This is a genomic window from Streptomyces humicola (assembly GCF_024436035.1).
GTDB classification, from domain to species: domain Bacteria; phylum Actinomycetota; class Actinomycetes; order Streptomycetales; family Streptomycetaceae; genus Streptantibioticus_B; species Streptantibioticus_B humicola.
In genome coordinates, this window is the sequence record NZ_JANFNG010000017.1 from 73,236 (window position 1) to 97,637 (window position 24,402).

22 protein-coding genes are annotated in these 24,402 nt (G+C 70.0%); 15 read left to right on the forward strand and 7 right to left on the reverse strand.

Annotated features, from left to right (window positions below):
- Positions 1 to 32: 32 nt before the first annotated feature.
- Positions 33 to 638 (forward strand): DUF4937 domain-containing protein, encoded by a 606-nt coding sequence (locus NGB36_RS20895; RefSeq protein WP_255921876.1) that lies wholly within the window; start codon positions 33 to 35, stop codon positions 636 to 638.
- Positions 639 to 669: 31 nt separating this feature from the next.
- Complete coding sequence (locus tag NGB36_RS20900; protein WP_255921944.1) at positions 670 to 1,488, forward strand: SDR family oxidoreductase; 819 nt, start codon at positions 670 to 672, stop codon at positions 1,486 to 1,488.
- A gap of 9 nt (positions 1,489 to 1,497) precedes the next feature.
- Here NGB36_RS20900 and NGB36_RS20905 read toward each other — a convergent pair whose 3' ends face one another.
- Entirely contained in the window at positions 1,498 to 2,118 is a 621-nt protein-coding gene (locus tag NGB36_RS20905) for a TetR/AcrR family transcriptional regulator (protein WP_255921877.1), read from the reverse strand.
- 83 nt (positions 2,119 to 2,201) lie between these two features.
- Here NGB36_RS20905 and NGB36_RS20910 point away from each other — a divergent pair, with 83 nt between their 5' ends.
- The 4 genes from NGB36_RS20910 to NGB36_RS20925 all read left to right on the forward strand — a co-directional run bounded on the left by NGB36_RS20910 (position 2,202) and on the right by NGB36_RS20925 (position 5,419).
- On the forward strand, positions 2,202 to 2,987 hold the full coding sequence (locus tag NGB36_RS20910) for an SDR family oxidoreductase (RefSeq protein ID WP_255921878.1): 786 nt from the start codon (positions 2,202 to 2,204) through the stop codon (positions 2,985 to 2,987).
- Between the two features lie 92 nt (positions 2,988 to 3,079).
- Complete coding sequence (locus NGB36_RS20915; RefSeq protein WP_255921879.1) at positions 3,080 to 4,036, forward strand: ADP-ribosylglycohydrolase family protein; 957 nt, start codon at positions 3,080 to 3,082, stop codon at positions 4,034 to 4,036.
- A 7-nt stretch (positions 4,037 to 4,043) separates the two neighbouring features.
- Entirely contained in the window at positions 4,044 to 4,739 is a 696-nt protein-coding gene (gene rnhB, locus NGB36_RS20920; RefSeq protein WP_255921880.1) for a ribonuclease HII, read from the forward strand.
- 275 nt (positions 4,740 to 5,014) lie between these two features.
- On the forward strand, positions 5,015 to 5,419 hold the full coding sequence (locus NGB36_RS20925) for a hypothetical protein (protein WP_308288894.1): 405 nt from the start codon (positions 5,015 to 5,017) through the stop codon (positions 5,417 to 5,419).
- A gap of 78 nt (positions 5,420 to 5,497) precedes the next feature.
- Here the strand turns inward: NGB36_RS20925 and NGB36_RS20930 are convergent, their stop codons facing one another.
- Together NGB36_RS20930 and NGB36_RS20935 are read right to left on the reverse strand one after the other, a co-directional pair.
- Positions 5,498 to 6,091 carry a hypothetical protein gene (locus tag NGB36_RS20930; protein ID WP_255921882.1) on the reverse strand — a complete coding sequence of 198 codons (594 nt, stop codon included), beginning with the start codon at positions 6,089 to 6,091 and terminating at the stop codon, positions 5,498 to 5,500.
- Between the two features lie 206 nt (positions 6,092 to 6,297).
- The gene (locus NGB36_RS20935; protein ID WP_255921883.1) at positions 6,298 to 8,478 is read right to left on the reverse strand and encodes a RecQ family ATP-dependent DNA helicase; all 2,181 of its coding nucleotides are present in this window, start codon (positions 8,476 to 8,478) and stop codon (positions 6,298 to 6,300) included.
- A 167-nt stretch (positions 8,479 to 8,645) separates the two neighbouring features.
- On the opposite strand from NGB36_RS20935, the gene NGB36_RS20940 reads away from it, so the two are divergent.
- A complete protein-coding gene (locus NGB36_RS20940) occupies positions 8,646 to 9,980 on the forward strand; it encodes a DUF4192 domain-containing protein (RefSeq protein WP_255921884.1) in 1,335 nt (444 codons plus the stop codon).
- 29 nt (positions 9,981 to 10,009) lie between these two features.
- Here the strand turns inward: NGB36_RS20940 and NGB36_RS20945 are convergent, their stop codons facing one another.
- On the reverse strand, positions 10,010 to 11,320 hold the full coding sequence (locus NGB36_RS20945; RefSeq protein ID WP_255921885.1) for an alpha/beta fold hydrolase: 1,311 nt from the start codon (positions 11,318 to 11,320) through the stop codon (positions 10,010 to 10,012).
- A gap of 101 nt (positions 11,321 to 11,421) precedes the next feature.
- Here NGB36_RS20945 and NGB36_RS20950 point away from each other — a divergent pair, with 101 nt between their 5' ends.
- The 4 genes from NGB36_RS20950 to NGB36_RS20965 all read left to right on the forward strand — a co-directional run bounded on the left by NGB36_RS20950 (position 11,422) and on the right by NGB36_RS20965 (position 16,337).
- On the forward strand, positions 11,422 to 12,204 hold the full coding sequence (locus NGB36_RS20950) for an NUDIX hydrolase (protein ID WP_255921886.1): 783 nt from the start codon (positions 11,422 to 11,424) through the stop codon (positions 12,202 to 12,204).
- Between the two features lie 243 nt (positions 12,205 to 12,447).
- Positions 12,448 to 13,335 carry a FadR/GntR family transcriptional regulator gene (locus NGB36_RS20955; protein ID WP_255921887.1) on the forward strand — a complete coding sequence of 296 codons (888 nt, stop codon included), beginning with the start codon at positions 12,448 to 12,450 and terminating at the stop codon, positions 13,333 to 13,335.
- Between the two features lie 410 nt (positions 13,336 to 13,745).
- Positions 13,746 to 15,329 carry an RNA polymerase sigma factor gene (locus NGB36_RS20960; RefSeq protein WP_255921888.1) on the forward strand — a complete coding sequence of 528 codons (1,584 nt, stop codon included), beginning with the start codon at positions 13,746 to 13,748 and terminating at the stop codon, positions 15,327 to 15,329.
- Positions 15,330 to 15,467: 138 nt separating this feature from the next.
- Entirely contained in the window at positions 15,468 to 16,337 is an 870-nt protein-coding gene (locus tag NGB36_RS20965) for a S1 family serine peptidase (RefSeq protein ID WP_255921889.1), read from the forward strand.
- Positions 16,338 to 16,496: 159 nt separating this feature from the next.
- Here the strand turns inward: NGB36_RS20965 and NGB36_RS20970 are convergent, their stop codons facing one another.
- Positions 16,497 to 16,721 carry a DUF7455 domain-containing protein gene (locus NGB36_RS20970; protein WP_255921890.1) on the reverse strand — a complete coding sequence of 75 codons (225 nt, stop codon included), beginning with the start codon at positions 16,719 to 16,721 and terminating at the stop codon, positions 16,497 to 16,499.
- Between the two features lie 495 nt (positions 16,722 to 17,216).
- Here NGB36_RS20970 and NGB36_RS20975 point away from each other — a divergent pair, with 495 nt between their 5' ends.
- The 4 genes from NGB36_RS20975 to NGB36_RS20990 all read left to right on the forward strand — a co-directional run bounded on the left by NGB36_RS20975 (position 17,217) and on the right by NGB36_RS20990 (position 21,865).
- Positions 17,217 to 19,337 carry a DNA gyrase/topoisomerase IV subunit B gene (locus tag NGB36_RS20975; protein WP_255921891.1) on the forward strand — a complete coding sequence of 707 codons (2,121 nt, stop codon included), beginning with the start codon at positions 17,217 to 17,219 and terminating at the stop codon, positions 19,335 to 19,337.
- Positions 19,338 to 19,476: 139 nt separating this feature from the next.
- On the forward strand, positions 19,477 to 19,962 hold the full coding sequence (locus NGB36_RS20980; RefSeq protein WP_255921892.1) for a CcdC protein domain-containing protein: 486 nt from the start codon (positions 19,477 to 19,479) through the stop codon (positions 19,960 to 19,962).
- A 26-nt stretch (positions 19,963 to 19,988) separates the two neighbouring features.
- Positions 19,989 to 21,146 carry a sensor histidine kinase gene (locus tag NGB36_RS20985; RefSeq protein ID WP_255921893.1) on the forward strand — a complete coding sequence of 386 codons (1,158 nt, stop codon included), beginning with the start codon at positions 19,989 to 19,991 and terminating at the stop codon, positions 21,144 to 21,146.
- 26 nt (positions 21,147 to 21,172) lie between these two features.
- The gene (locus NGB36_RS20990) at positions 21,173 to 21,865 is read left to right on the forward strand and encodes a response regulator transcription factor (RefSeq protein WP_308288895.1); all 693 of its coding nucleotides are present in this window, start codon (positions 21,173 to 21,175) and stop codon (positions 21,863 to 21,865) included.
- Positions 21,866 to 21,915: 50 nt separating this feature from the next.
- Here the strand turns inward: NGB36_RS20990 and NGB36_RS20995 are convergent, their stop codons facing one another.
- Both NGB36_RS20995 and NGB36_RS21000 read right to left on the reverse strand, forming a co-directional pair.
- Positions 21,916 to 22,605, reverse strand: a complete 690-nt coding sequence (locus tag NGB36_RS20995) for a response regulator (RefSeq protein ID WP_255921894.1) — start codon at positions 22,603 to 22,605, stop codon at positions 21,916 to 21,918.
- Positions 22,602 to 24,278: an ATP-binding protein gene (locus NGB36_RS21000; protein WP_255921895.1), complete on the reverse strand. Its 1,677-nt coding sequence runs from the start codon at positions 24,276 to 24,278 to the stop codon at positions 22,602 to 22,604. The genes NGB36_RS20995 and NGB36_RS21000 overlap by 4 nt, the downstream gene beginning before the upstream one ends.
- Positions 24,279 to 24,402 lie beyond the last annotated feature (124 nt).

Consider the following 24,402-nt stretch of genomic DNA (forward strand, 5'->3'; position numbering starts at 1 on the left):
GAGAGCGCCGCGAGCGGCTCTACGATGGCGCGGTGCTGGTGAAGTGGATGCGCTGCCGGGTGCTGGACCCAATGCGCTTCGAGCAGGGGCAGCTCGCGTGGAAGGCCCTGTTGGGCGAGCCCGGTTTCCGGGGGCAGGGCGGCGGGTGGGGGCGTGAGCGGCCCGACGAGGCCCACGTGTTCTGCTTTTGGGAGAACCGTGCGTACTACGACATGTTCATGGCCGGGCCGCATGACGCGCTCGCCATGGTCCAGGCGGGCACGTACGACCGCGCCGATGTGCGCCTCTTCGAGCAGCGCCAGGAGGTGAAGGTCGGCTTCACGGCGCATTTCTCGGACGCCGATGTGCTGCGCGCCGCGCATTGCCGTGTGCGTCCCGGGCAGGTGGAGCACTTCATGGTGGCGCAGGAGAAGGTGTGGAACCCGGCCATGGCGGGATCGCCGGGGATGTTGCGGGGGATCTTCGCGGAGGGCGCGGGGAGCGAATTCCTGGTGCTGTCGATGTGGGACTCCGCCAACGAGCGTGGGAAGTACCGGGGCGAGTCGATCGGGCGTCTGGAGCAGCGGGCGGGGCTCGACGGGGACGTGGTGTCGGTGGCGGGTGAGATCGTGGACGTTGTGCAGGCGTGGACGGTCTGAGCGTCGGAGGGATGCGACGGCGATGGACACGATGCGGGACACGATTCTGGTGACGGGTGGTACGGGGGTGCTGGGCGCCCGGGTGGTGCAGCGGCTGGCGGAGGGCGGTCGCCCGGTGCGGGTGCTGAGCCGGCGCCTGCGGTGGGCCGACGCCCGGGTGCCGGAGAAGGCGGAGTGGGCGGTCGGTGATCTGGCCGAGGGGACGGGGCTCGACGCCGCGCTGGACGGGGTCGGCACGGTGGTGCACTGTGCGAGCGACCCGCGCCGGTGGAAGAACGACGTCACGGGTGCGCGCCATCTGCTCGCGGCAGCGCGGAAGGCCGGTTCCCCGCACGTGCTGTATGTGTCGATCGTCGGGATCGACAAAGTGCCGTTCGGCTACTACCGGGCGAAGCTCGAGGTCGAGCGGTTGGTGGAGCGCTCCGGACTGCCGTGGACGGTGTTGCGGGCGACCCAGTTCCACGACTTGGTGCTTGTGATCGGGCAGCAGGTGGGGCGGTTGCCGGTGGTCCCGGTGCCGTCGGGTGTGGTGCTGCAGCCGGTGGACGTCGGGGACGTGGCAGTGCGCGTGGCGGAGCTGGCGGTGGGAGAGCCGGCGGGCCGTGCGCCGGACCTGGGCGGTCCAGCCGAGTGGCGGTTGGCCGAGGCGGTACGTGCGGTGCTGCGGGCAAAGGGCAGGCGGCGGCCGGTCGTCGAGGTGCCTGTGCCGGGCGCGGCGATCAGGGCGGTGCGGGAGGGCGCGCTGCTGGTTCCGGGGGACAGGATGGGGCGGCGGGGATTCGAGGAGTTCCTCGCGGCCGCGCCGCTGGGTGACCGCGCCTACGGGGCGGCCCAGCGCGCCGGCTCCTGACGGGCCGAGTCAGCGCGTGAGGTGGCGCGCGTCGTCGTCGGCCGGGGCGAGCATCCGGCGCAGGGCGGCCGTCAGTTGTCCGGCGAGTGCGGCGTCCACCGGCGCGTGGCGGCCCATCAGGCGGTACCACATGGTGCCGAAGCAGAAGTCGACGGCGAGGTCGAGTGCGATGTCGTCGTCGCTGAGGTCGCCGCGTTCGACGCCCCGGGCGAGCAGGTCGCGCAGCGCGGTTCGGCGGGGACCGATCACGGTGGCCTGGAGCCGGGACGAGAGCTCGGGGTCGTGCTGCGATTCGGCCATGAGGCCGACGATCGCCTCGCCGGTGAGGCGTTGGACGAGCGCGAAGGTCGCCTCCAGCAGGGTGCGGACATCGCGCAGGGTGTCGCCGCTGTCGGGTTGGAGGCGGGCGGCCTCGCGAAGGGCGAGGTCGCGCAGGGCCTCCATAAGTACCGCTTCCTTCGTGGGCCACCAGCGGTAGACGGTCTGCCGGCCGACGCCTGCCTTCTCTGCGATGCCCTTGATGGTCAGGGCCTGGTAGCCGTCGCGCTGGCACAGCTCGAGTGCGGCGTCGAGGATCGCCGCGCGGGCCGTCTCGCTGCGCGGCCTGCCGCGCCCTGCCGTCTCCGTCATGGAACCCACTTTACAAGACACGGTGCCTCGGATACCTTTAACGAGTCACGGTGGTTCGTAATGGTGAGCGGACGGAGCGGACGATGAGCGCACAGCTGGGCGAACGGCCCGAACGGGCCGAACGGGCCGAACGTGCCGAGCATGTGGTGGTCGTCGGCGGTACCTCGGGTATCGGTTTGGCAGCGGCGGAGCGGCAGCTGCGCCGGGGCAGGGAGGTCGTCGTCACGGGGCGGGATCCGGGCAGGCTGACCGCGGCCCTGAAGGAGTTGGAGCAGGCAGGGGCCGGTGCGACGGGTGAGGTCGTGGACGCGCGGGACGATGCGGCGATGCGCGGCCTGTTCGGCCGGCTCGGCGCGGTGGATCACGTGGTGGTGACGGTGACGGGCGCGAGCGCCGCCGGGCCGTTCCGGTCCATCGCAGCGTCCGATCTGCGGGCGGCCGCGGAGGGCAAGCTCGTTGCGCAGTCGGTAGCGGCGCAGGCCGCCCTTGAGGTGTTGCGCCCCGGCGGTTCCCTCACCTTCGTCTCGGCGGGGTCTGCGGGAGCGGCGATACCGGGCACGGCGGGGCTCGCGGCCGTCAATGCCGCGGTGGAGGCGATGATCCCCGTGCTCGCCGTGGAGCTTGCGCCCACCCGCGTCAACGCCGTCTCGCCCGGCATCATCGACACGCCCTGGTGGGACTGGCTGGATGCCGACGCGCGGCAGCAGACGTTCGACGCCTACGCCGCCAGCGCCCCGGCCGGCCGGGTCGGTCGCGCCGGCGATGTCGCCGATGCCATCGGCTACCTGATCGAGGCCACGTTCGTCACCGGTGTCGTCCTGCCGGTGGACGGCGGAGCGCGGCACCGTCCGGCGTCGGCCTCTGTGTAGGGGCGGGCAGGGCCGGCGCGAAAGAGCAGGCGGTGAGTTTGCGCACAGGATGATTGACCCGGATGGGGGGTGATGTCAGAGTTTCCGTCGCCATGACCGTTGATCCCGACCTTCCCGAGCGCTACGACCGGGCTCTCGCCAGCCTGCGAGGCCTGTCCGTGGGCGATGCGCTCGGCTCCCAGTTCTCCGTTCCCGCCAATTACGCGGCCCTCAAGAGCGGCGGACTGCCGACCGCTCCCTGGCGGTGGACCGACGACACCGAGATGGCCACTTCGGTCGTGGCGGGTCTCGTGGTGCACGGCCGGATCGACCAGGATGCCCTTGCCATGTCCTTCGCCGAGCACCATGACGTGAGCCGCGGCTACGGTGCCAACGTCGACCGGATGCTCAGGGCGATCCGGCACGAGGGCCGGGACTGGCGGGAGCTGGCGGCGGGCTTCTTCAACGGACAGGGATCGTGGGGCAATGGCGCTGCCATGCGGATCGCCCCGCTCGGTGCCTGGTATGCGGGTGACCCGGAGCAGGCAACGCATCAGGCCGAGATCTCTGCGTACACCACCCACCAGCACCGTGAGGCGGTGGTCGGCACCATGGCCGTGGCGGCTGCCGCCGCCCTCGTCGCCGACCCACAAGGGCCCAAGGCCCCGGCGGAGCTGCTGACCGCCGTGATGGAACTCGTGCCGCGCAGTGCTGTCCAGGCCGGGCTGCGCCGAGCGAGCGACATGCTCGACTACGCGGATGTGGGCACGGTGGCCGCGGTGCTCGGCTGTGGCCGCCGTACCAGTGCGCACGACACCGTGCCGTTCGCGCTGTGGGCCGTGGCGCGGCATCTCGACGACTACGAGCGCGCGTTCTGGTCGACGGCACGTGCGGGGGGCGACGTCGACACCACGTGCGCCATCGTCGGGGGCGTTCTGGCGGCGCGGCCTTCGGGCGCTCCCCCCGCCGAGTGGGAACGCCGCACCGAACCGCTGCCGGGCTGGCTTCCGCGGAGTCCTGCCGGAGAGGGCAGGGCCGGTGCAGCCCGGAGGGACGCAGGCGTACGCTGACAGCGCCATGCCCTACGAACCTCCTACTCACCAGGTCGAGCGGTCGATCCGAGCCACTCTCGGAGCGAAGATCGTTGCAGGCGTTGACGAAGTCGGCCGCGGAGCATGGGCGGGGCCGGTCACTGTGTGCGCCGCTGTCACCGGTCTGCGCCGACCGCCCGAGGGCCTCACCGATTCGAAGCTGCTGCCCGTCCCTCGCCGTACGGCACTCGCCGGGCAGCTCCTCACCTGGGTGAGCGATCATGCCTTGGGCCACGCCTCGCCGGAGGAGATCGACGAACTCGGCATGACGGCCGCCTTGCGCCTTGCGGCGGAGCGCGCGCTTGCGGGGCTGTCGGTTCGTCCCGATGCCGTGATCCTCGACGGCAAGCACGACTATCTCGGCGCTCCTTGGAGTGTGCGCACTGTGATCAAGGGCGATCAGTCGTGCGTCTCGGTCGCTGCCGCCTCCGTGATTGCCAAGGTGCACCGCGATGCGTTCATGGCCGAACTGGGGGCTCATCACACCGCGTTCGGATTCGACTCCAACGCGGGGTACCCTTCGCCGGTGCATCGCGCCGCTCTGGAGGAGTGGGGTCCCACCCCGTACCACCGGTTGTCCTGGGCCTACCTCGATGCGCTGCCGCGGTGGCGCCACCTGAGGAAGATCCGCGCATCCGCCGACGTGGCGGAGGAGATCGAGCAGTTGGGGTTCGATTTTTGACCGGTACGTTTTCGACCCACCCGCCGCTGCGTCCGTGCAGCGCATTTGATAGACAACTCACCATGCCTCTCATCCCCGAGGAGCCACAGATTCACGAGAGTGTCCCGGGCCCGCGCGCCACAGCGGGGGGAACCCGAACTCCGCAGGCCCCCCGTCCCGTTCCGGCTCCTGGTCCCCGACCCGCCCCGCGCCCGGCCCCGCCGCGCGCGGCACGTACTCATCCCTCGCCCGGTCGCCCTGGGTCGGCCCGGCCCGGTGCACCTGCCGCCTCGGGCGTGCCGGCGCAGGCACGTCCCGCGGATGCGGACGTCCAGATCCAGCTCGTCCCGGCCACGGACGCCACCGCCGTCACGGCTGCCGACGAGGCGGTCGATGTGCTGCTGGACTCCGGACGGGCCCCGTCCGACATCCTGGTACTGACGACCGGCGACATCCATCCGTGGGCGCAGCACGAGCTGTCGTTCGGGGAGGAGTCCTACTGGCGCCAGCAGGACGAGGGCAGCGACGTCTTCTATGCGTCGGCCACCTCCGGACGCGTCGCCAAGCGCCCCGCCGTGGTGCTCGCGGTCAACGGCGGCACCGATGAGGAGTCCGCTCGCGCACTGCCCGCAGCCATGGGACGTGCCGGGGCGCTGCTGGTCGTGTGCGGCGATCCCGAGCGGTTGCGCACCCTCCTCTGAGCCCGAGCTCCGAGTGGGGGCGGCGCAGCGGTGCGGTCGCGGGTCGCCCGCCGTCCCGTCAGCGCGCCGTGTGGCGTCTCAGCGCGCCGTGTGGCGTCGCACCGCCTCCGGCGCTCCGTCATCGGAGTGCACCAACGCACCCTCGCGGTCGCGTCGTGACCAGGATCCGGTGTGCGGTGTGCGACCTTCGCGGCCATCGCCGAGGACCCGCCAACCGCCTGGCGTGAGCGTGATGTACGCACCGCAGCGCAGTCCGTGCAGTGAGCACGCGTCCCGGAGCCCCCACATCCAGGCACCGTCGGCCTCGGTCCACTCCGGAGCGCCGTCGCGGCACATGAGCAGCACTGCCGTCCGCACCGGCGTCCGCAGCCGCAGATCGTGGGGGAGCACGCGGCGCAGATGGGCGAGGATCGCGTTGCGGTGCTCCCATCCGTCGGAGGTGCCTGGCCGCTGCGCGAACGACGCGCTGGCAGCGGGCCTTCCGTCCGGGGCGAAGACAGCGACCACGGCGGTGGCCGGCGACGGGAGGTGGCGGGCGAAGAGATCGTTGACGACTTCGCGCGGGTTGTGCAGCAGGGGTATCGAGGACGCCGCCCACTCGTCCGGCCCGAGGATTCTCGTGAGACGGGAGGCGGCCGCGCTGCTCGTCTGCGGGGCGAAACCGAAAGTCACGGTCCTCCCTTCGCGCAAACGCTCGATGGCGCGGCACGGGTGCACGCCTGTGACGAGGCTCGATGAGCCGGCCGGGGATCGGGTCCAATTCTTCCTCCCGTACGGACATGCGGCAACGAGCAATTGGCTCCACACGGCCGGTATGGGCCGGTCCGCCGGTTAGATCCTTCTGATTCCGTTCCCGTGGCGCATACGCGGATCCGTGGTCAGCTTTCGACGGCCAGCACCATGGGCAGCACCCCCTCCGCTCCGGAACACAGCAGCAGGCGAGCGGCGACGGCAAGAGTCCAGCCGGTGCTCACGACATCGTCCACCAGCAGCACCGGACCCCCTGCCGTGGTGAGACTATGGGCCAATTCGGCCGGGACCGTGAACACGTCGTGCAATGCGCGAAGCCTTTGGGCGCTGTTGCTGCGCGCCGCCCGCTCGGGTCCCGCCCCGTCCGCGTAGCCGACCCGGCCCAGCACCGGTATGCGTCCGACCTCCGCGATGTGCTCCCCGAGCGATTCGATCAGCCGGGGCCTGGTGTGTGAGGCGATCGTGACGACGCCGGCCGGCCGGGGCGGAGCCCCGGGATCCGCGCCGGCCCATCCGCCGGGTCCCTTGGCCCAGTCGGCGAGCACCTGCACTACGGCGTCCGCCACCTCGCGCGGCACATCGCCGTCGGGTGCACCATCGGCGAACAGCGGCCGCAGCCGGTTGCCCCAGCCGATGTCGGAGAGTCTGCCCAGCGCCCGCCCGGTGAGCGCCTGTTCGCCGGGCGGGATACGGCCCTTGAGATCGACACCCACCGCGGGCATGCCGGTCGGCCACATCCGGCGAGGTTCCACCTCGATGCCCGCCCTGCCGAGCGCCGAACGGGCCGCGTCGAGTGCGTCGCCCGAGACGTCGGCGGGGAACCGGGACCCGGAGCAGTTGTCGCACCGGCCGCAGGGCGCGGCCTGTTCGTCGTCCAGCTGGAGTCGGAGGTACTCCATCCTGCACACCGTCGACGTGGCGTATTCGCGCATGGACTGCTGCTCCGCCTCGCGCTGGCGCGCGACCCACGCATAGCGTTCCGCGTCGTAGTTCCATGGACGGCCGGTTGCTGTCCAGCCGCCTCGCACGCGGCGCACGGCACCGTCCACGTCGAGCACCTTGAGCATGGTCTCCAGGCGCGAGCGCCGCAGCTCCACGCGGGCTTCGAGCGCGGGAAGGGACATCGGCCGTTCGGACTCGGCCAACACGCTCAACGTACGGCGCACTTGATCTTCCGCAGGGAACGCCAGGGAGGCGAAGTAGCGCCAGATCGCCTCGTCCTCGCGGCCGGGCAGAAGCAGCACCTCCGCATGTTCCACACCGCGTCCCGCCCGGCCAACTTGCTGGTAGTACGCGATCGGCGACGACGGGGAGCCGACGTGCACCACGAACCCGAGGTCGGGCTTGTCGAACCCCATCCCCAGTGCCGAGGTGGCCACCAGCGCCTTCACCCGGTTCGCCAGCAGATCGGCCTCGGCGGCCCGCCGGTCGGCGTCCTCGGTCTTCCCCGAGTACGACGCGACGGAGTAACCGCGGCGGCGCAGGAAGGCGGCCACTTCCTCCGCGGCGGCGACGGTGAGGGTGTAGATGATGCCCGATCCCGGAAGGGCGCCGAGGTGTTCGGCGAGCCAGGCCAGCCGGTGCGCGGCGTCGGGAAGCCGCAGGACGCTCAGTGCCAGGCTTTCGCGGTCCAGAGGGCCGCGCAGCACGAGCGCTCCTTCTACGTCGGGGCGCTCGCCATCGGGCGCCACTGTTCCGAGTTGTTCGGCGATGTCGGCGGTCACCCGTGCGTTCGCCGTGGCCGTCGTGGCCAGCACCGGGGTGCCGGGCGGGAGTTCGGCGAGCATGGTGCGCAACCGCCGGTAGTCGGGCCGGAAATCGTGTCCCCAGTCGGAGATGCAGTGCGCCTCGTCGACGACCAGCAAGCCCGTCGTCGCGGCGAGCTTGGGGAGCACCCCGTCACGGAAATCCGGATTGTTCAGCCGCTCAGGGCTGACCAGCAGCACATCGACGTCACCCGCCGCCACCTCGGCCTGCACTTCGTCCCACTCCTCCGTGTTGGCCGAGTTGATGGTGTGGGCGCGGATTCCGGCGCGCCGGGCGGCCTCGATCTGGTTGCGCATCAACGCCAGCAGAGGTGAGACGATCACCGTCGGACCACTGCCCTGCTCGCGCAGCAGCGCCGTGGCCACGAAGTACACCGCGGACTTGCCCCAGCCGGTGCGCTGCACCACCAGTGCGCGACGTCGCCGGGAGACGAGCGCCTCGATCGCCCGCCACTGGTCCTCGCGCAGCCGCGCCGTACCGGTGTCGTCGCCGACGAGACGGCCGAGGACGGTGTCGGCAGCGGAGCGCAGTGGTTCGTTCATGCCCCCATGCAACCTGATGCCAGTGACATCGGGCGAACCGACCCCGAACGCCTGTGGACAACGTGTCCTTCGATCGAGTGACCGGGCGACCTTCAGTTCATATGACGATATTCGGCAGTTATCCACAGGGGGTGACGCCGCCCGATCGGGCGCGGGATCTTGTCGCCATGACTCAGCACACCGATTCCTCACGTTCCTCGCGTCCCTCACGCCCGTCGGAGGAGACGCAGGTCACCCTCCACGGCCCTGCCGACCTGGCCGAGGCGCTCCCGTATCTGATGGGCTTCCACCCCGACGACAGCATCGTCATGATCGCTCTGCACGGGGCGCGCGGCCGCTTCGGCGGCCGCCTGCGCCTCGGCATCCCCGCCGACGCCGCCGAGTGGCCCGACGTGGCCGCGCAGCTCGCGGACTGCCTCATCCAGGGCGCCGGCCGCCGCGGCCGGCCCGACGCCATCGCGGTGTATCTGTGTCAGGACCCGCTCGGCAACGAGACGCCCCTACAGACAATGGAGCGCCTCCGGCCGCTCGCCCAGCATCTGCGCACCGCGTGCGGCTCACTGGACGTCCCCGTGGTCGAGGCACTGTGCATCAGTGCGGGGCGCTGGTGGTCCTACTGCTGTCCGGACACCGACTGCTGCCCGCCCGACGGCGGGCAGCTCACCCGCGAGGGCACCTCCGTGATGGCGGCCGCAGCCGCGTACGCCGGAATTCAAGTCCGCGGCTCCCTCCGCGAGATGGAGGCACGCCTGGCCCCCCTCGGGGCGGAGCGGGCAGCGGGCCAGGAACGGGCACTCGACGCGGCATGCGCCGAACTCCTGCCGCGCCTGCTCGCCGCACCCGAGTCCGACGCTCTGCGCGAGCAGACCATCGCCCTGGCCTCTTCCGCAATGGAGCGGTTCCGCGACGCCCCCGTGTGCGCCGGACGCCCGGCGGACGATGCCGACGACGAGTTGATCACCGATGACGAGGCAGCTGCTCTCATCCTCGGCCTTCAGGACCGCGGAGCACGGGACCGGGTGGCGGAGTGGATGGAGGAACCCGACGCCGCTGCCGCACTCCGGCTGTGGCGAGCCCTTGCCCGGCGCTGCGTCGGTGCCTACACCGACCACGCCGCGCCCCCGCTCACCCTCGCAGGCTGGGTCTCCTGGTCACTCGGCGACGAGCCTGCCGCGCGGGTCGCCTTTGGCCGGGCACTCGACGCAGACCCCGATTACACCTTCGCCAAACTCCTTCACCAGGCGTGCAACCACGGACTCGACCCGGAGCCGCTGCGCCGCAGCTTGCGGGAGGAACGCTGCAGGCGAGCCAGGCGATCACCGCGCCCGCTGCCCGGCGCTGACGCCCGCCCCACGCCCGCTACGGGTCCCGCCGGACGTCCGGTCGCGGACGGTCGTCCGGAGGGCCGGCCCTCCGGACGGCGACGGCACCGGCGGAGCGGGCGCACCGGGCGGCCCGGCACTGCGGGCGGCGCCCGTGGACCGGAGGAGGGAGCGCCATGAGGCCCGGCCCGCCGCGCGTGCCGTTCGGACTACGCCTCGCCGCGCACCAGCCGGATCAGGCGGTCGAGAACGCGCCCGCTGCTCACCCGGAGTCCGTCGTGCTCGTACTCGTCCGTCACCCAGGTGCGCAACGAGCCCACCGACCGGGCAGTGGCGAGCGACTGGGCGGCGTCCACGTACATGTCGTCGTGGTAGACCGCCGCGGCAACGGGGACCTCGTTGGCCGCGAGCTGCGAGGCGTCGTAGAGATCCGGCCAGTCCTCGCGCAACGCCAGCAGATGCGCTGTCTCGCGCAGTGGTGCCAGCGCCGGGTCCGTCGTGAACATCCACGGATAGATCATCTCGCCGGTGAACAACACCGGGCCGTCCCCCGACAGCGCCTGGTCCACGTCGAATTGCGGATGGCCGAGGTGCACCTGCTGCGCCGCCCACCCGGTGCAGTCCCTCGACACCGATCGCTGCCCGTAGATCGACTCGTGCAGGATGGCATAGAGCGGGTTCCCGGCGAACGACAGATGGCCCTGGACCGCGGAGAGGAAGGAGTCGGAGAGCCGGCGATCGCCGTCGCCGGGTACGAAAGCGTCCTCCAGCAGGTAGTGCAGAGAGTGCGAGCCCGTCCCGGCGCCGAGCATGATGCCCAGCGACTGGAAGGCTTCGGCGGTCAGAGATCCGCCGTTGGGCAGCAGCACCCGGTGCTCGCGCAGATGCCGTGCGATCTCGCGGGTGGCGGCGACGTCCTGCGGATAGCGGGCGAAGTGCCGCTGGTTCTTGTTCTCCACCCGTGGATAAGCCGCCCGATACACCTCCTGCGCCGTGGTGCCGAGGCCGGGCAGTCCGCCGGTGATGAACGCCTCGCGCAGCCCGTGCGGTGCGAACGACAAGTAGGTGAGTGCGCAGAAGCCTCCGAAGCTCTGCCCGAGTACCGACCACTGTCCGTCCTCTCCGAGCAGTCGGCATCGGATCAATTCGCAGTCCCTGATGATGGAATCCGCCCGGAAATGCGCAAGATACTCGGCCTGTGCGGTCGCGTCCCCGCGCAGCGGCAGCGTCTGCCGGTTCGCGGGGGTGGAACGGCCGGTGCCGCGCTGGTCGAGCAGGAGCACCCGGTAGTCGTCGAGCGCCCGCACCAGCCATCCGTCCCGGCCCAGGGGGCGAGGCGAGCGGCCGCCCGGCCCGCCCTGCAGGAACAGCAGCCACGGAAGCGAGTCACGCTCACGCCCGGCGGCCACCACCTCGCGGGCATAGACCTCGATCCGCTCGCCTCCAGGGTCGGCGTGGTCCAGAGGGACGCTGAAGGTGTGGTCGGTCAGTACGGTGCCGGGCTGGCGGAAGACGGCCATCGGTTTCCTCGACAGGGGGCTCGGGCAGGTGAACTGGTGAATACGCGCGGCTTGTGCCATGGAACGGTTTTTATCGTCAGGCAGACGACTATGATCGCGCCATGGCGCCCTACGACCCGTCGGCTCATCCACCCTTCGCCGTCACCGTCGACCTGGTCGTGCTCACCGTGCGCAGACACACGCTGTGCGCGCTCGCCGTGCGCCGGGGTGAGCCGCCCTATCAGGGGCGTTGGGCACTGCCCGGCGGTTTCGTCCGGCCCGACGAAGATCTCATGGAAGCGGCCTGCCGCGAGCTCGCCGAGGAGACCGGGCTGCGTGCCCAGCCTCCTGCGTCCACGGCCGCCGCCGGCCCCTCCGGGCCGTACGGCACCGATGGCGCGCACCTCGAACAGCTCGCCACCTACGGAGATCCCAAGCGTGATCCGCGGATGCGTGTCGTCAGTGTCGCCTATCTCGTCCTCGCCCCCGACCTGCCGGCGCCGCGCGCCGGTGGTGACGCCCGCAGCGCACGCTGGGCCCCGGTCACCGATCTGCTCCGTGGCGAAGAGGGAACCGACGACGAGCAGCGGGCCCCGCTCGCCTTCGACCACGCACTCATCCTCGCCGACGGAGTCGAACGCGCCAGATCCAAGATCGAGTACTCGTCACTGGCAACGGCATTCTGCCCGTCGGAGTTCACGGTCGGCGAGCTGCGCAGGGTGTACGAGGCGGTATGGGGTGTCGCACTCGACCCGCGGAACTTCCACCGGAAGGTGACCGGCACCCCGGGATTTCTCGTGCCCGCCGGAGGAACGACCACCCGGCAGGGCGGGCGCCCCGCCCAGCTGTTCCGTGCCGGCGGCGCAACGCTTCTCAATCCGCCGATGCTGCGCCCCGAAGTGTGATGATCGGCGGCAACGGGCCTGCAACGCAGGGGAGTTGTCTGGTATATGCCTCCAGCATGGGGGTCATGGCGCGGAGTTGAGCCGGTCCGACGGCCTCCAGCGACCCGTCGTGTCCGCAACTCATCCAGGAAAGCCCATTTCTTTCCGATAAAGCGTCAATTATGGGGTGATGGTCGATCACCCTTTCGTGTGCTTTTCAGCAAAGCCCTCAAGGCCAGGCAGGGCATCGCCGACAAAGGATGCGTGAGTACCCTTGCGCACACCATGATGACCGCGGCCCGCCCTGCTGATGCAGGTGTTACCGGACCGAACGAGCTCGACCGATACCCCTACCCCGACGTCCCGGGGTCCGACCGCTCAGCCGCGCCCAACTGGGACGGAGTGGAGCCCGAAATGGGCCGGGTCGGCCGCCGCTCCAGCGGCAGCCGTGGGCGAGGCCTGCACGGCCAACTCGTCCAACAACTCGGCCAGATGATCGTCTCCGGGGACCTCGGAGCCGACCGCCCCCTCGTCCCCGAGGAGATCGGCCAGCGCTTCGAGGTCTCCCGCACCGTCGTCCGCGAATCCCTGAGGGTGCTGGAGGCCAAGGGCCTCGTCAGCGCCCGCCCCAACGTCGGCACCCGGGTCCGCCCGGTGAGCGATTGGAACCTCCTCGACCCCGACATCATCGAATGGCGCGCCTTCGGCCCGCAGCGCGAGGACCAGCGCCGCGAACTGTGCGAGCTGCGCTGGACCATCGAACCGCTCGCGGCACGACTCGCCGCCGGCCACGGTCGCGACGACGTCCAGCAGCGCCTCGCCGACATGGCCGAGATCATGAGCCACGCTGTGGCCCAGGCCGACACGCTCACCTTCTCCCGCGCGGACGCCGAGTTCCATGCGCTGCTCCTCCAAGTCACCGGCAACCGGATGCTGGAGCACCTGTCCGGCATCGTCTCCGCCGCGCTCCAGGTCTCCGGCGGCCCGGCCACCGGCTGCGAGCGCCCCAGCGAGGCCGCCGTCGGCCTGCACATGCGCATCGTGGACGCTCTCGCCTCGGGCGACGGCGCGGCCGCAGAAACCTCCATGCGGCAGTTGCTGACCGTCCACCCGGAGGTGGACCACGTCGTCCCGGCCCCCCGCGAGCACTGAACCGCCTCGCCGCCGCCGACCGCGATCCACCTGCCCAGCCCGTCGGCCCGCCCGTGCAGCGGACCACCCGCGGGCCGCCGCCGGGCCCGACAAGGGGCCCGGCGGCGGCCGCGTTCGACACGGGCCCGGCACGGGCTCGGCTGGGCTCGAGCCGGGTCGGACGGACGTACTCCCGTAGCGGCGGGCTTACGCTGAAACACGGTGTGACACGGGCCACGTAAGGGCCGCGTAACGCTCTTCGGGGAGGCGCGATGACGTAAGAGGTGGTGCCGCAGAAGGAATACAGATGACATCCCAGGTGCTGTGTTGCTGTGCGGTTCCGCCCCCATCGCCGGACCATCCCCTCCGGCGGCCGACGGCCCTTGCCGAGTGCAGGCGCGGTCGGAAGTCGTTCCCATCGTTCCGAGAGGTTGTTCGTGTCGGCCAGCACATCCCGTACGCTCCCGCCGGAGATCACCGAATCCGAGTCTCTGATGGCGCTCATCGAGCGGGGTAAGGCTCAGGGCCAGATCGCAGGCGACGACGTACGTCGGGCCTTCGAGGCGGACCAGATTCCGGCAACCCAGTGGAAGAACGTCCTGCGCAGCCTCAACCAGGTCCTCGACGAGGAGGGTGTGACGCTGATGGTCAGTGCCGCAGAGGCGCCCAAGCGGACCCGCAAGAGCGTCGCAGCCAAGAGCCCGGCGAAGCGTACTGCTACCAAGACCGTCACCGGCACGACGGCCGCGGTCAAGAAGACCGCCGCCGCCAAGACCGCAGCCGCGCCGGCGGCCACCGCGGAGGTCGCCATCGAAGCCGACAGCGCCGAAGAACTTGTGGCCCCCGCCAAGGCGTCGGCCGCGAAGAAGCCGGCCGCCAAGAAGGCCGCACCGAAGAAGGCCGCGGTCAAGAAGACGGCCGTAAAGAAGAGCGCGCCCAAGAAGAGCGACGACGAGCTCATTGAGGCCGAGGACCTCGTCGACGAGGCGCCCGTTCCCGGCAAGGGCGACGAGCCCGTCGGCCCCGACCAGCCCGAGTCCGAGGGCTTCGTGCTCTCCGACGACGACGAGGACGACGCTCCCGCGCAGCAGGTCGCGGCCGCCGGTGCCACCGCCGACCCGGTCAAGGACTATCTGAAGCAGATCGGCAAGGTGCCGCTGCTCAACGCGGAGCAGGAGGTTGAGCTCGCCAAGCGCATCGAGGCCGGTCTGTTCGCCGAGGACAAGCTCTCGGCCGCCGACAAGCTCGCCCCGAAGCTGCAGCGCGAGCTGGAGATCATCGCCGAGGACGGCCGCCGCGCCAAGAACCACCTGCTGGAGGCCAACCTCCGTCTCGTGGTCTCGCTGGCCAAGCGCTACACCGGCCGTGGCATGCTCTTCCTCGACCTGATCCAGGAGGGCAACCTCGGCCTGATCCGCGCGGTCGAGAAGTTCGACTACACCAAGGGTTACAAGTTCTCCACGTACGCCACCTGGTGGATCCGTCAGGCGATCACCCGCGCGATGGCCGACCAGGCCCGCACCATCCGCATCCCCGTGCACATGGTCGAGGTCATCAACAAGCTCGCCCGCGTGCAGCGGCAGATGCTCCAGGACCTGGGCCGCGAGCCCACCCCGGAGGAGCTGGCCAAGGAGCTCGACATGACCCCGGAGAAGGTCATCGAGGTCCAGAAGTACGGCCGCGAGCCGATCTCCCTGCACACCCCGCTCGGCGAGGACGGCGACAGCGAGTTCGGCGACCTGATCGAGGACTCCGAGGCCGTTGTCCCGGCCGACGCCGTCAGCTTCACCCTGCTGCAGGAGCAGCTCCACTCCGTCCTCGACACGCTCTCGGAGCGTGAGGCGGGCGTGGTTTCGATGCGCTTCGGCCTCACCGACGGCCAGCCCAAGACGCTGGACGAGATCGGCAAGGTCTACGGCGTCACGCGTGAGCGGATCCGCCAGATCGAGTCCAAGACCATGTCAAAGCTGCGTCACCCGTCCCGGTCCCAGGTGCTCCGCGACTACCTGGACTGACCCGCACGACCAACGGTCTCGACCGCAAGGGCCCGGAACCTTCCGAGGAGGTTCCGGGCCCGCGGCTTTCCGGATGCGTCATCGCCCGGGGTGGAACACGCTGAGTGTCCAAGCCGATCCGCATGGTCAGGAGGCCGTATGCGCTACAGGCCGCGTCGTCGGAGAGCTGCCGCCCTGTTCGGTGGACTCACCTTGCTGGCTGCCGCCTCACCGCTGCTCACCCCTGCGATACCGGCGTCCGCCGACCGGATCGTGGTCGGCGGACAGCCTGCGAGCATCGAGAAACACCCCTGGGTGGTCGCCCTGGCGAGCCGAGCGCGCTTCGGTCCCAATCGATCCGGCCAGTTCTGCGGGGGAGCGCTGGTCGCCCCGAGCGTGGTCCTCACTGCGGCGCACTGTTTTGGACGCGATGTCCTCGGGCTGGACTGGCACGATGTGCCCGACCTGCGCGTGATAGCCGGGCGGTACGACCTGCGCGGCCATGCCGGGCAGGAGGTGCCGCTCAAAAGTGTGTGGATCAATCCCGCTTACGACGCCATGACCAATACGGGGGACGTTGCCATGATCAAACTTGCCCGGCCACTGGCCGCGGCTTCCGTGATCCCGATGGCCGGTCCGGCCGACGGCCAAGCCTACCGCTCGGGCAGCCCCGCCACCGTCTATGGCTGGGGCGACACCAGCGGGCACGGATCGTACGCGTGGACGCTGCACTCCGCGCGCGTGACGCTGCTCGACGACTCACGGTGCACGCGCGCCTACCCGGGCAGCCCGGTCGGCACGTACGTCCCGTCCGCCATGCTCTGCGCCGGCACGCCGAGAGGGGGGCGAGACGCCTGCCAGGGGGACAGTGGCGGCCCCTTGGTCTCGCACGGGCGGCTTGTCGGTCTCGTGTCGTGGGGAACGGGCTGCGGGCAGGCAGGGCACCCCGGCGTCTACACGCGCGTGTCGCCGATAGCAGAGCAGGTGTCGAAGTCGGATAAGTCCGAAAAATCGGAAATGTCAGAGTAGCGGTCCCCTGGACCGTCCATGGCATTCGGTGCGCATCCGGTTGCGTACGGAAGGTGAAGCCGAACGACGACGGGCGGCCGCCCCTCGCCGGGGAGGCCGCCCTTTCACCGGCCTGCTTCGCCGGTCGAGCTCGTCGTTTGCGATGTGAGATGTGCCGGGTCAGTCCTCGACCGGCGCCGTGGGTGCGGCGTTGAGTCGTTCGGTCTCGTCCTGTATTTCCGCAGCGATCTTCTTCAGTTCCGGCTCGAACTTGCGCCCGTGGTGCGCGCAGAAGAGAAGCTCGCCACCGCTGATGAGAACGACGCGCAGGTAAGCCTGAGCGCCGCAGCGGTCGCAGCGGTCTGCGGCAGTCAGCGGGCTTGCGGGGGTCAGAACAGTAGTCACGTCGCCTCTTCTCTAGCTCGACGAGCTGTCGTACCAGGGTCAACATCCAACCAGGCCGAAAACGTTCCCGCTCGTGGCTTTTCCTCGAAAGTTGAGCCCGAGGCGGCCGGATGTTACCGGTTGGCGGCGAATAGGCCTTGATGTCTTATGTGGTGTGGTCTAGGTCACTTGTCAGTATTTGTCCCCGGCTTGGGTGTGCCGGTTGTTGGAGAGGACGTGCCCGGAGCCTAAATGGTTCATGCCTCTTTGGGAACGTGATGTGGCTATCACTCGAAGGAGGTATCGAACTGGTGATCGGTTCAGCGCTAGCATGAGGACTGAAGCCGGGTCGCGGCGACGGCGTCGGTGCAGGCATCGGTACCCTCTCCTCGGCGTACAACCCATCGGGGCCGCCCGCGGTCCGACGGGAGGAGCGCGAAGTCGTGCGCACCGCCACTACCGCCCGACGCAGTACGGCCAGGAAGAACAACGCAAGAAGTGCGAGGAGCTGCCCGCGTGACCGCCGAGACATCAGCGCCGTCGACCGCCCTGCTGAGCGGGGCGGACCGCGACGGCTCCAACTACACCGCGCGGCACCTGCTCGTCCTCGAGGGCCTCGAGGCGGTGCGCAAGCGCCCCGGCATGTACATCGGCTCGACGGACAGTCGAGGGCTGATGCACTGCCTCTGGGAGATCATCGACAACGCCGTCGACGAGGCACTCGGCGGGCACTGTGATCACATCGAGGTGGTGCTGCACGACGACGCTTCCGTGGAGGTGCGGGACAACGGGCGCGGCATCCCCGTCGACGTCGAGCCCAAGACCAAGCTGTCGGGCGTCGAGGTTGTCATGACCAAGCTGCACGCGGGCGGAAAGTTCGGCGGCGGCTCGTACGCGGCCTCCGGCGGCCTGCACGGTGTCGGCGCCTCAGTGGTCAACGCGCTCTCCTCCCGCCTCGATGTCGAGGTCGACCGCGGCGGCCACACGCACGCCATCAGCTTCCGCCGCGGCGTACCGGGAATCTTCACGGAATCCGGCCCTGACGCCCCGTTCGACCCGACGAGCGGGTTGCGCAAGACGAAGAAGATCCCCAAGGCGCGCACCGGAACCCGCGTGCGGTACTGGGCGGATCGTCAGATCTTCCTCAAGGACGCCAGGATCTCCCTGGACAACCTTCACCAGCGCGCCCGCCAGACCGCCTTCCTCGTGCCCGGGTTGACCATCGTCGTGCGCGACGAACGCGGCATCGAGGACGAGAATCCAGTCGAGGAGACGTTCCGTTACGACGGCGGTATCGGCGAGTTCTGCGAATACCTCGCCCAGGACAAGGCCATTTGCGACGTGTTGCGGCTGCAGGGCGAGGGCACCTTCAAGGAGACCGTTCCCGTCCTCGACGAGCGCGGTCACATGACGCCGACGGAGGTCACACGCCACCTCGGTGTCGATGTCGCGCTGCGCTGGGGCGCCGGCTACGACACCACGATGCGCTCGTTCGTCAACATCATCGCGACCCCCAAGGGCGGCACCCATGTGGCGGGTTTCGAGCGTTCCGTCACCCGCACCCTCAACGAGGTGCTCCGCTCCACCAAGTTGTTGCGCGTCGCGGAGGACGACATCGTCAAGGACGATGCGTTGGAGGGCCTGACGGCCGTGGTGACCGTACGGCTCGCCGAGCCTCAGTTCGAGGGGCAGACGAAGGAGGTGCTCGGCACCTCCGCCGCGTCGAGGATCGTCGCCAACGTGGTGGCGAAGGAGCTGAAGGCGTTCCTCACCTCCACCAAGCGGGACAACAAGCAGCAGGCGCGCGCCGTGCTGGAGAAGGTGGTCGCCGCGGCCCGTACGCGGATCGCGGCCCGGCAGCACAAGGAGGCGCAGCGCCGCAAGACGGCTCTTGAATCGTCCTCGCTGCCCGCCAAGCTCGCCGACTGCCGCAGCGACGATGTCGACCGCACCGAACTGTTCATCGTCGAGGGCGACTCCGCGCTCGGAACGGCAAAGGTTGCGCGTAACTCCGAATTCCAGGCGCTGCTTCCGATCCGCGGCAAGATCCTCAACGTGCAGAAGTCGTCGGTCTCGGACATGTTGAAGAACGCCGAGTGCGGGTCGATCATCCAGGTGATAGGGGCCGGGTCGGGCCGGACGTTCGACGTCGACCAGGCCCGGTACGGGAAGGTCATCTTCCTCGCCGATGCCGATGTGGACGGCGCCCACATCCGCTGTCTTCTGCTCACCCTGTTCCAGCGGTACATGCGGCCGATGGTGGAGGAGGGGCGCGTCTTCTCCGCCGTGCCGCCGTTGCACCGGATCGAACTGGTCAACCCCAAGAAGGGTCAGGACAAGTACCTCTACACCTACTCCGACAACGAGCTGCGCCAGACCTTGCTCGACCTGGAGCGCAGGAACATGCGCTACAAGGACAGCATCCAGCGCTACAAGGGTCTCGGAGAGATGGACGCCGACCAGCTGGCGGAGACAACCATGGACCCGCGCCACCGCACCCTGCGCCGGATCAACATCAGCGATCTGGAGGCGGCCGAGCGCGCCTTCGACCTGCTGATGGGCAACCAGGTCGCACCGCGTAAGGAGTTCATCACCAACTCCGCCGCGACCTTGGACCGCTCGCGCATCGACGCCTGACCGGGCTGCAGCTTGGTTCTCCACCCACGGGTGGAGAACCAAGCTCCACCCGGCATCAACCCTGGCGCCGATCCCTGCGGCCGGCCGTCTCCGTACCGTCTGAAGTGTTGGTCTTCTACGCAGCTCGGAGGCGTTTCCCATGTCCGGTCTTGTCGATGCCGTGGTGATCGTCGCGGTCGTCGCGCTGGTGTTGGCGCGACAGCTCAGGCCGCAGGCGATCTCGGGCAACAGGAAGTGGTGGGTTCTGCCGGCCGTGCTGGTCTTTGTGTCGCTGCGCCAGTCGGGGGTCGTGGACCCGCACCACGAGGCGGCCTCCGTGGCGCTGCTCGCTGCCGAGGTGCTGGTCGGAGTGGGCATGGGCGCCGTGTGGGCCTACACCACGCGGATATGGCGGGACGACAACGGCACCGTGTGGTCCAAGGGCACGAAGGCGACGGCGGCGGCATGGATAGGGGCGATTGCCATACGGTTCGGTCTGGCCGGGGCCGGAATGGCCATTGGCGTGCACCAGGGCAGCGGAGCGACGATGCTGGCATTGGCGGCCACCTTGCTGGTCAGGAGCGGAGGGGTCGTCTGGCGGGCCCGCGAGCTGCAGCCCGCATACGCTCTGACCGCCGTGCCGTGAGGCAGGCGCCGACCTGGGGAGCCCGAGTGTCACTGAGCTTCTGGACCGACTGGCCTTCCCGTGAGGCGCTGACCCGTGCGGGCAGACCGCCCCAGAACCGGGTGCTGCGGCTGGTCGTGCGGTTGATCATCGCGGGCGCCGTGATGTTCAGCGCGGTCGCACAGCACGAGCTCACCGGCTGGGCCTCGTTGTGGTTGGCGACCGGGGCCGTGGCCGCGATCGTCGCGACCTGGGGTTTCTTCCGCATGACCCTCGAAAACCGGCTGTGGCCCTCGGTCGCGCTGCTGTGCCTCTTCCTGGGGGGCGCGATGGCGGCGCATGTAACGGGTGTGAACGTCGTGTCCGTGGTGCTTTGGTACGCCTCGGCGGTCGCGGCCATGGAGCGGCTGCCGCTGGCCGTCGCCGTCCCCTTCACCACCGCGGCGCTCGGTGCCTACGCGCTGCTGGCCAGTCCGGACAACTGGCTCACCACGACGCTCACCACGGTCGGCCTCGGCCTCGTCGGCTATGTGATCCGGCAGGACGCGGAGGCGAGGGCCAACACGCATCGGCTGCTGGTGCAGGAGCGGGCGGCGCGGGCCGCCGAGGCGGAAACCGCCGCTCTTCGTGAGCGTGGCAGGATCGCCCGGGAGATCCACGACGTCCTGGCGCACAGCCTCTCCGCGCAGATGGTGCACCTGGAGGCGGCCCGGTTGCTGATCGAGCGCGGTGGAGAGCGGGACGAGGTGCTGGAGCGCGTCGTCGCGGCCCGGCGGATGGCACGGGAAGGTCTGGCCGAGACACGGCAGGCTCTGTCCGCGCTGCGTGGCGAACTGAGCCCGGTCGAGGAGTTCCTGCGTGAGCTGGTCGACTGCGAGGGCGCGAGACTGCAGGTCCAGGGGGAGAGCAGGGCGCTGCCCGCGGAGGCCGGGCTGGCGGTGCGGCGGGTGGCGCAGGAGGCAATGACCAACGCCCGCAAGCATGCACCCGGGGCGAAAGTGGCGATCCGGCTCGATTACGGGGCGGAGGAGGTGGAGTTGGAGGTCCGCGACTTCGGCGGCCGGCCTGTGGACAACGGGCTGAGCGCATCCGGTTCGGGTTACGGTCTGCTCGGAATGCGTGAACGCGCTGAGTTGCTCGGCGGGACGCTGGAGGCGGGACCGGTCGAGGAGGGGTTCGTGGTCCGACTGCGGGTGCCGGCGTGAATGCGGGGCCGAACGAGGGCCGGGCGGTGCGGGTGATCGTCGCGGACGACCAGACGGTGGTGCGCGAGGGCATCGTGATGCTGTTGGGATTGCTGCCCGGGATCGAGGTGGTCGGCGCGGCGGCGGACGGGGAGGAGGCCGTGCGGCTGGTGGCGGAGAAGGAGCCCGACGTGGCGCTGATGGATCTGCGGATGCCCAGATGCGACGGGGTGGAGGCGACACGCCGGATCCGGTCTGAGCATCCGGAGACCCAGGTTGTCGTCCTCACCACGTTCGATGACGACGATTCCCTCTTTCCGGCGCTGCAGGCCGGGGCGCGCGGTTATCTGACGAAGGACGCCGGCGGCGACGAGATTCTGCAGGCGATCGCGAATGTGATGGCGGGGCACGCAGGCCTGTCGCCGAAGGTGCAACGGCGCATCCTGGAGAGGTTCTCGGCTCCCCCTCCCGAGGCGCCAGAGGGCGTGACGCCGGGAGAGCCGCGTCAGCGGCGCAGGGCGGGAGAGCTGCCTGACGGGCTGACGGCACGTGAGGCCGAGGTGCTCGCTCTGGTCGCCGAGGGGTTGTCGAACGCCGAGATCGCCGCGAAGCTCTACGTCAGTCAGGCGACGGTGAAGACGCACATCAACAATCTCTTCGCCAAGACGGGGGCGCGCGATCGGGCGCAGGCCGTCCGGTACGCGTTCGAGCACGGGCTCGTGCAGCCACGACATCGCTGATACCCGGCAAACCGCGGATCGCGTGTTCTGCAGTCCAGGGTGGCCGGCAGTCAGGCCGTCGCGCGGTATCGGTGCTCCGGCCGCCCTGTGGCCCCGTACCGCAGCTCCAGCCGGGCGAGCCCCTCACGTACGAGATACGACAGATAGCGCTGGGCGGTCGCCCGCGACACCCCCGTCGCCTCCGCCACCTCGGCCGCCGACAGGTCTCGTTGGGCCGACCGCACCGCCTCCCGCACCAGTGCGAGCGTTGGCGCCGAGTGGCCCTTGGCCGGCACGGCAGGCAGGGCGCTGGGCCGGGCCGCGCTGAACAGCGCGTCCACATCGGCCTGGTCGGTCTCCGCCTGTGGGTCCAGCGCGTCCACCCGGTGGCGCAACTCGCGGTAGGAGGTGAGCCGTTCGGCGAGAGCGGCGGACCCGAAGGGTTTGACGAGATAGCCGACCGCACCCAGTTGCATCGCCGCCCGCACCGACGCGACATCGCGTGCCGCGGTCGTCATGATCGCATCCGGCCGCGCCCCGCCCGCGTCGCCGGTCAGCTGCCGCAGGACGTCCAGGCCGCTGCCGTCGGGCAGGTACACGTCCAGCAGCATCAGGTCGGGCTCCAGCGAACCGACTGCCTCCAGGGCCTCGGTCACCGTGCCCGACCGCCCCACCACCTCGAACCCTGGTACCCGGCCGACGTAGGCGGCGTGGATGCCGCTCACCCGGAAGTCGTCCTCGACGACGAGGGTTCTGATCACCAGCCTGCTCCCTTCTCGGCCAGTCGGGTTCTCGGAAGTTCTTCCGTGCCGTCCGTCCCTGCCTCGTCGGCGTCCGCCGCGTGGGGCTGCGGCAGGACGACGGTGAAGACCGCGCCGGGGCCTTCGCTGACGTCGATCGTGCCCCCGTGCCGCTGCACGAGGCGGTGAACCAGGGCGAGGCCGAGTCCACGGCGCGCGGTGCCGCGGTCCGGACGGGTCGACCAGCCGTCCTCGAAGATCCGATCGCGTGCCACGGCGGGCACACCGGGACCGCTGTCGGCCACCCGTACCGTCACCCTCGTGGGGTCCTCGACCACGGCCAGACGCACCTCCGGCGGGCCCTGGCCGCCGGATGCCGCAGCGTCCACCGCGTTGTCGACGAGATTGCCGACGATGGTGAGCAGCCGGTCCAGGTGCGGTGGCTGCTCGCCGAGCTCGGAGTCCTCGGTGAGCGCCAGGCGCACCCCGCGCTCTGCCGCGACCGTGGTCTTGGCCATCACCAGGCCGACCATCAGCGGATTGCCGATCCGGTCGCGCACCGACTCGGCGAGCAAGGGCTCCGCGCCGGCCGACTCCACCGCGAACTCGTACGCCGCGTCGTGCTCGCCGAGCTCCAGCAGCCCGGCAAGGGTGTGCATGCGGTTGGAGAACTCGTGCTGCTGGGAGCGGAGGGCGTCGGTGAGCCCGCGTACCGAGTCCAGTTCACGCAGCAGCCCGACCAGTTCGGTGCGGTCGCGTACGGTCACCACGGCGCCGAGTTCGTGCCCGTGCAGGGTGACCGGCATGCGGTTGACGACAAGGCAGTGGCTGTCAGTGAGCACCGTCACGTCGCTGCCGGTGAGGGTGCCGTCCAGGGCGCGGCGCAGCCGTCCGTCCGGCAGCGCCTCGTCGAGCCGCGAGCCCAGGGCTGTGCCGAGCCCGAGCAGCCGGCGCGCCTCGTCGTTGACGACGGTGATCCTGCCGTGTGGGTCGAGGGCGACCACGCCTTCGCGGATGCCGTGCAGCATCGCCTCGCGGTCCTGCAGCAGCCCGGCGAGGTCCTCCAGCTCCAGGCCGAACGTGTTGCGCTTGAGCCGATGGGCAAGGGTATACGCGGCAACCACGCCCACTCCGAGAGCGATTCCGGCGTAAAGCCCGAAACTGGGCAATTCACTCCACAGTTCTCCGGTGACTTTCTTCTCCGGTATGCCCACCGACACCTGGCCCAGGAGTTTGCCGCTCGGGCTGAGGAGCGGGGCCCTGCCGTTGGCCGAAATGCCCGTGAATCCAACGTCGATGCCCACGTGCGTCTGCCCGTCCACCGTCACCCCCGGATCGCGCTGGCCGATGAGGGCGGGGTGGGGGTGCGAGTGCCGGACTCCGTGCAGGTCGAACACCACGACGTACGAGGCTCTGGAGGCGTTCTTGATCCGCTGCGCGATCTCCTGCACCACGTTCCCGCCGCCTCCGTACTCCATGGCGTGCTGGATCTGCGGCTCGGCGGCGGTGGTGCGGGCGATGGCCAGGGCCTGGTTCTCGTACTCCCTGTCCAACTGGGCGCGCTGTGCGATGGCAAGCAGGACGAAGCCGATGGCGCTGGTCAGGGCGAGGATGGCCAGTTGCCACACAAGAATGCGGGCGTACAGCTTCCGGTTCCGGCCGCGCCACCCGCGTACCCGATTCAGCGCGCGCATGGACATTGCGCCGATTGTGCATGGCCGAAACCGATCTGCCTACCCCCGGTCCGTGAGCACAACGCGCAGAACTCCTGTCAACGCGGAAAAGCCGCGCAACGCACGCAAGACTCGTCGCCCCGCC

What these genes read in the sequence shown, in the direction of transcription:
- NGB36_RS21000 (WP_255921895.1), bottom strand. Translation starts at nt 24,278, where the DNA reads ATGCGCGCGCTGAATCGGGTACGCGGGTGGCGCGGCCGGAACCGGAAG.
- NGB36_RS20940 (WP_255921884.1), top strand. Translation starts at nt 8,646, where the DNA reads ATGACTCAGCACACCGATTCCTCACGTTCCTCGCGTCCCTCACGCCCG.
- NGB36_RS20950 (WP_255921886.1), top strand. Translation starts at nt 11,422, where the DNA reads ATGGCGCCCTACGACCCGTCGGCTCATCCACCCTTCGCCGTCACCGTC.
- NGB36_RS20980 (WP_255921892.1), top strand. Translation starts at nt 19,477, where the DNA reads ATGTCCGGTCTTGTCGATGCCGTGGTGATCGTCGCGGTCGTCGCGCTG.
- NGB36_RS20965 (WP_255921889.1), top strand. Translation starts at nt 15,468, where the DNA reads ATGCGCTACAGGCCGCGTCGTCGGAGAGCTGCCGCCCTGTTCGGTGGA.
- NGB36_RS20935 (WP_255921883.1), bottom strand. Translation starts at nt 8,478, where the DNA reads ATGAACGAACCACTGCGCTCCGCTGCCGACACCGTCCTCGGCCGTCTC.
- NGB36_RS20915 (WP_255921879.1), top strand. Translation starts at nt 3,080, where the DNA reads ATGACCGTTGATCCCGACCTTCCCGAGCGCTACGACCGGGCTCTCGCC.
- NGB36_RS20910 (WP_255921878.1), top strand. Translation starts at nt 2,202, where the DNA reads ATGAGCGCACAGCTGGGCGAACGGCCCGAACGGGCCGAACGGGCCGAA.
- NGB36_RS20900 (WP_255921944.1), top strand. Translation starts at nt 670, where the DNA reads ATGCGGGACACGATTCTGGTGACGGGTGGTACGGGGGTGCTGGGCGCC.
- rnhB (WP_255921880.1), top strand. Translation starts at nt 4,044, where the DNA reads ATGCCCTACGAACCTCCTACTCACCAGGTCGAGCGGTCGATCCGAGCC.
- NGB36_RS20945 (WP_255921885.1), bottom strand. Translation starts at nt 11,320, where the DNA reads ATGGCCGTCTTCCGCCAGCCCGGCACCGTACTGACCGACCACACCTTC.
- NGB36_RS20905 (WP_255921877.1), bottom strand. Translation starts at nt 2,118, where the DNA reads ATGACGGAGACGGCAGGGCGCGGCAGGCCGCGCAGCGAGACGGCCCGC.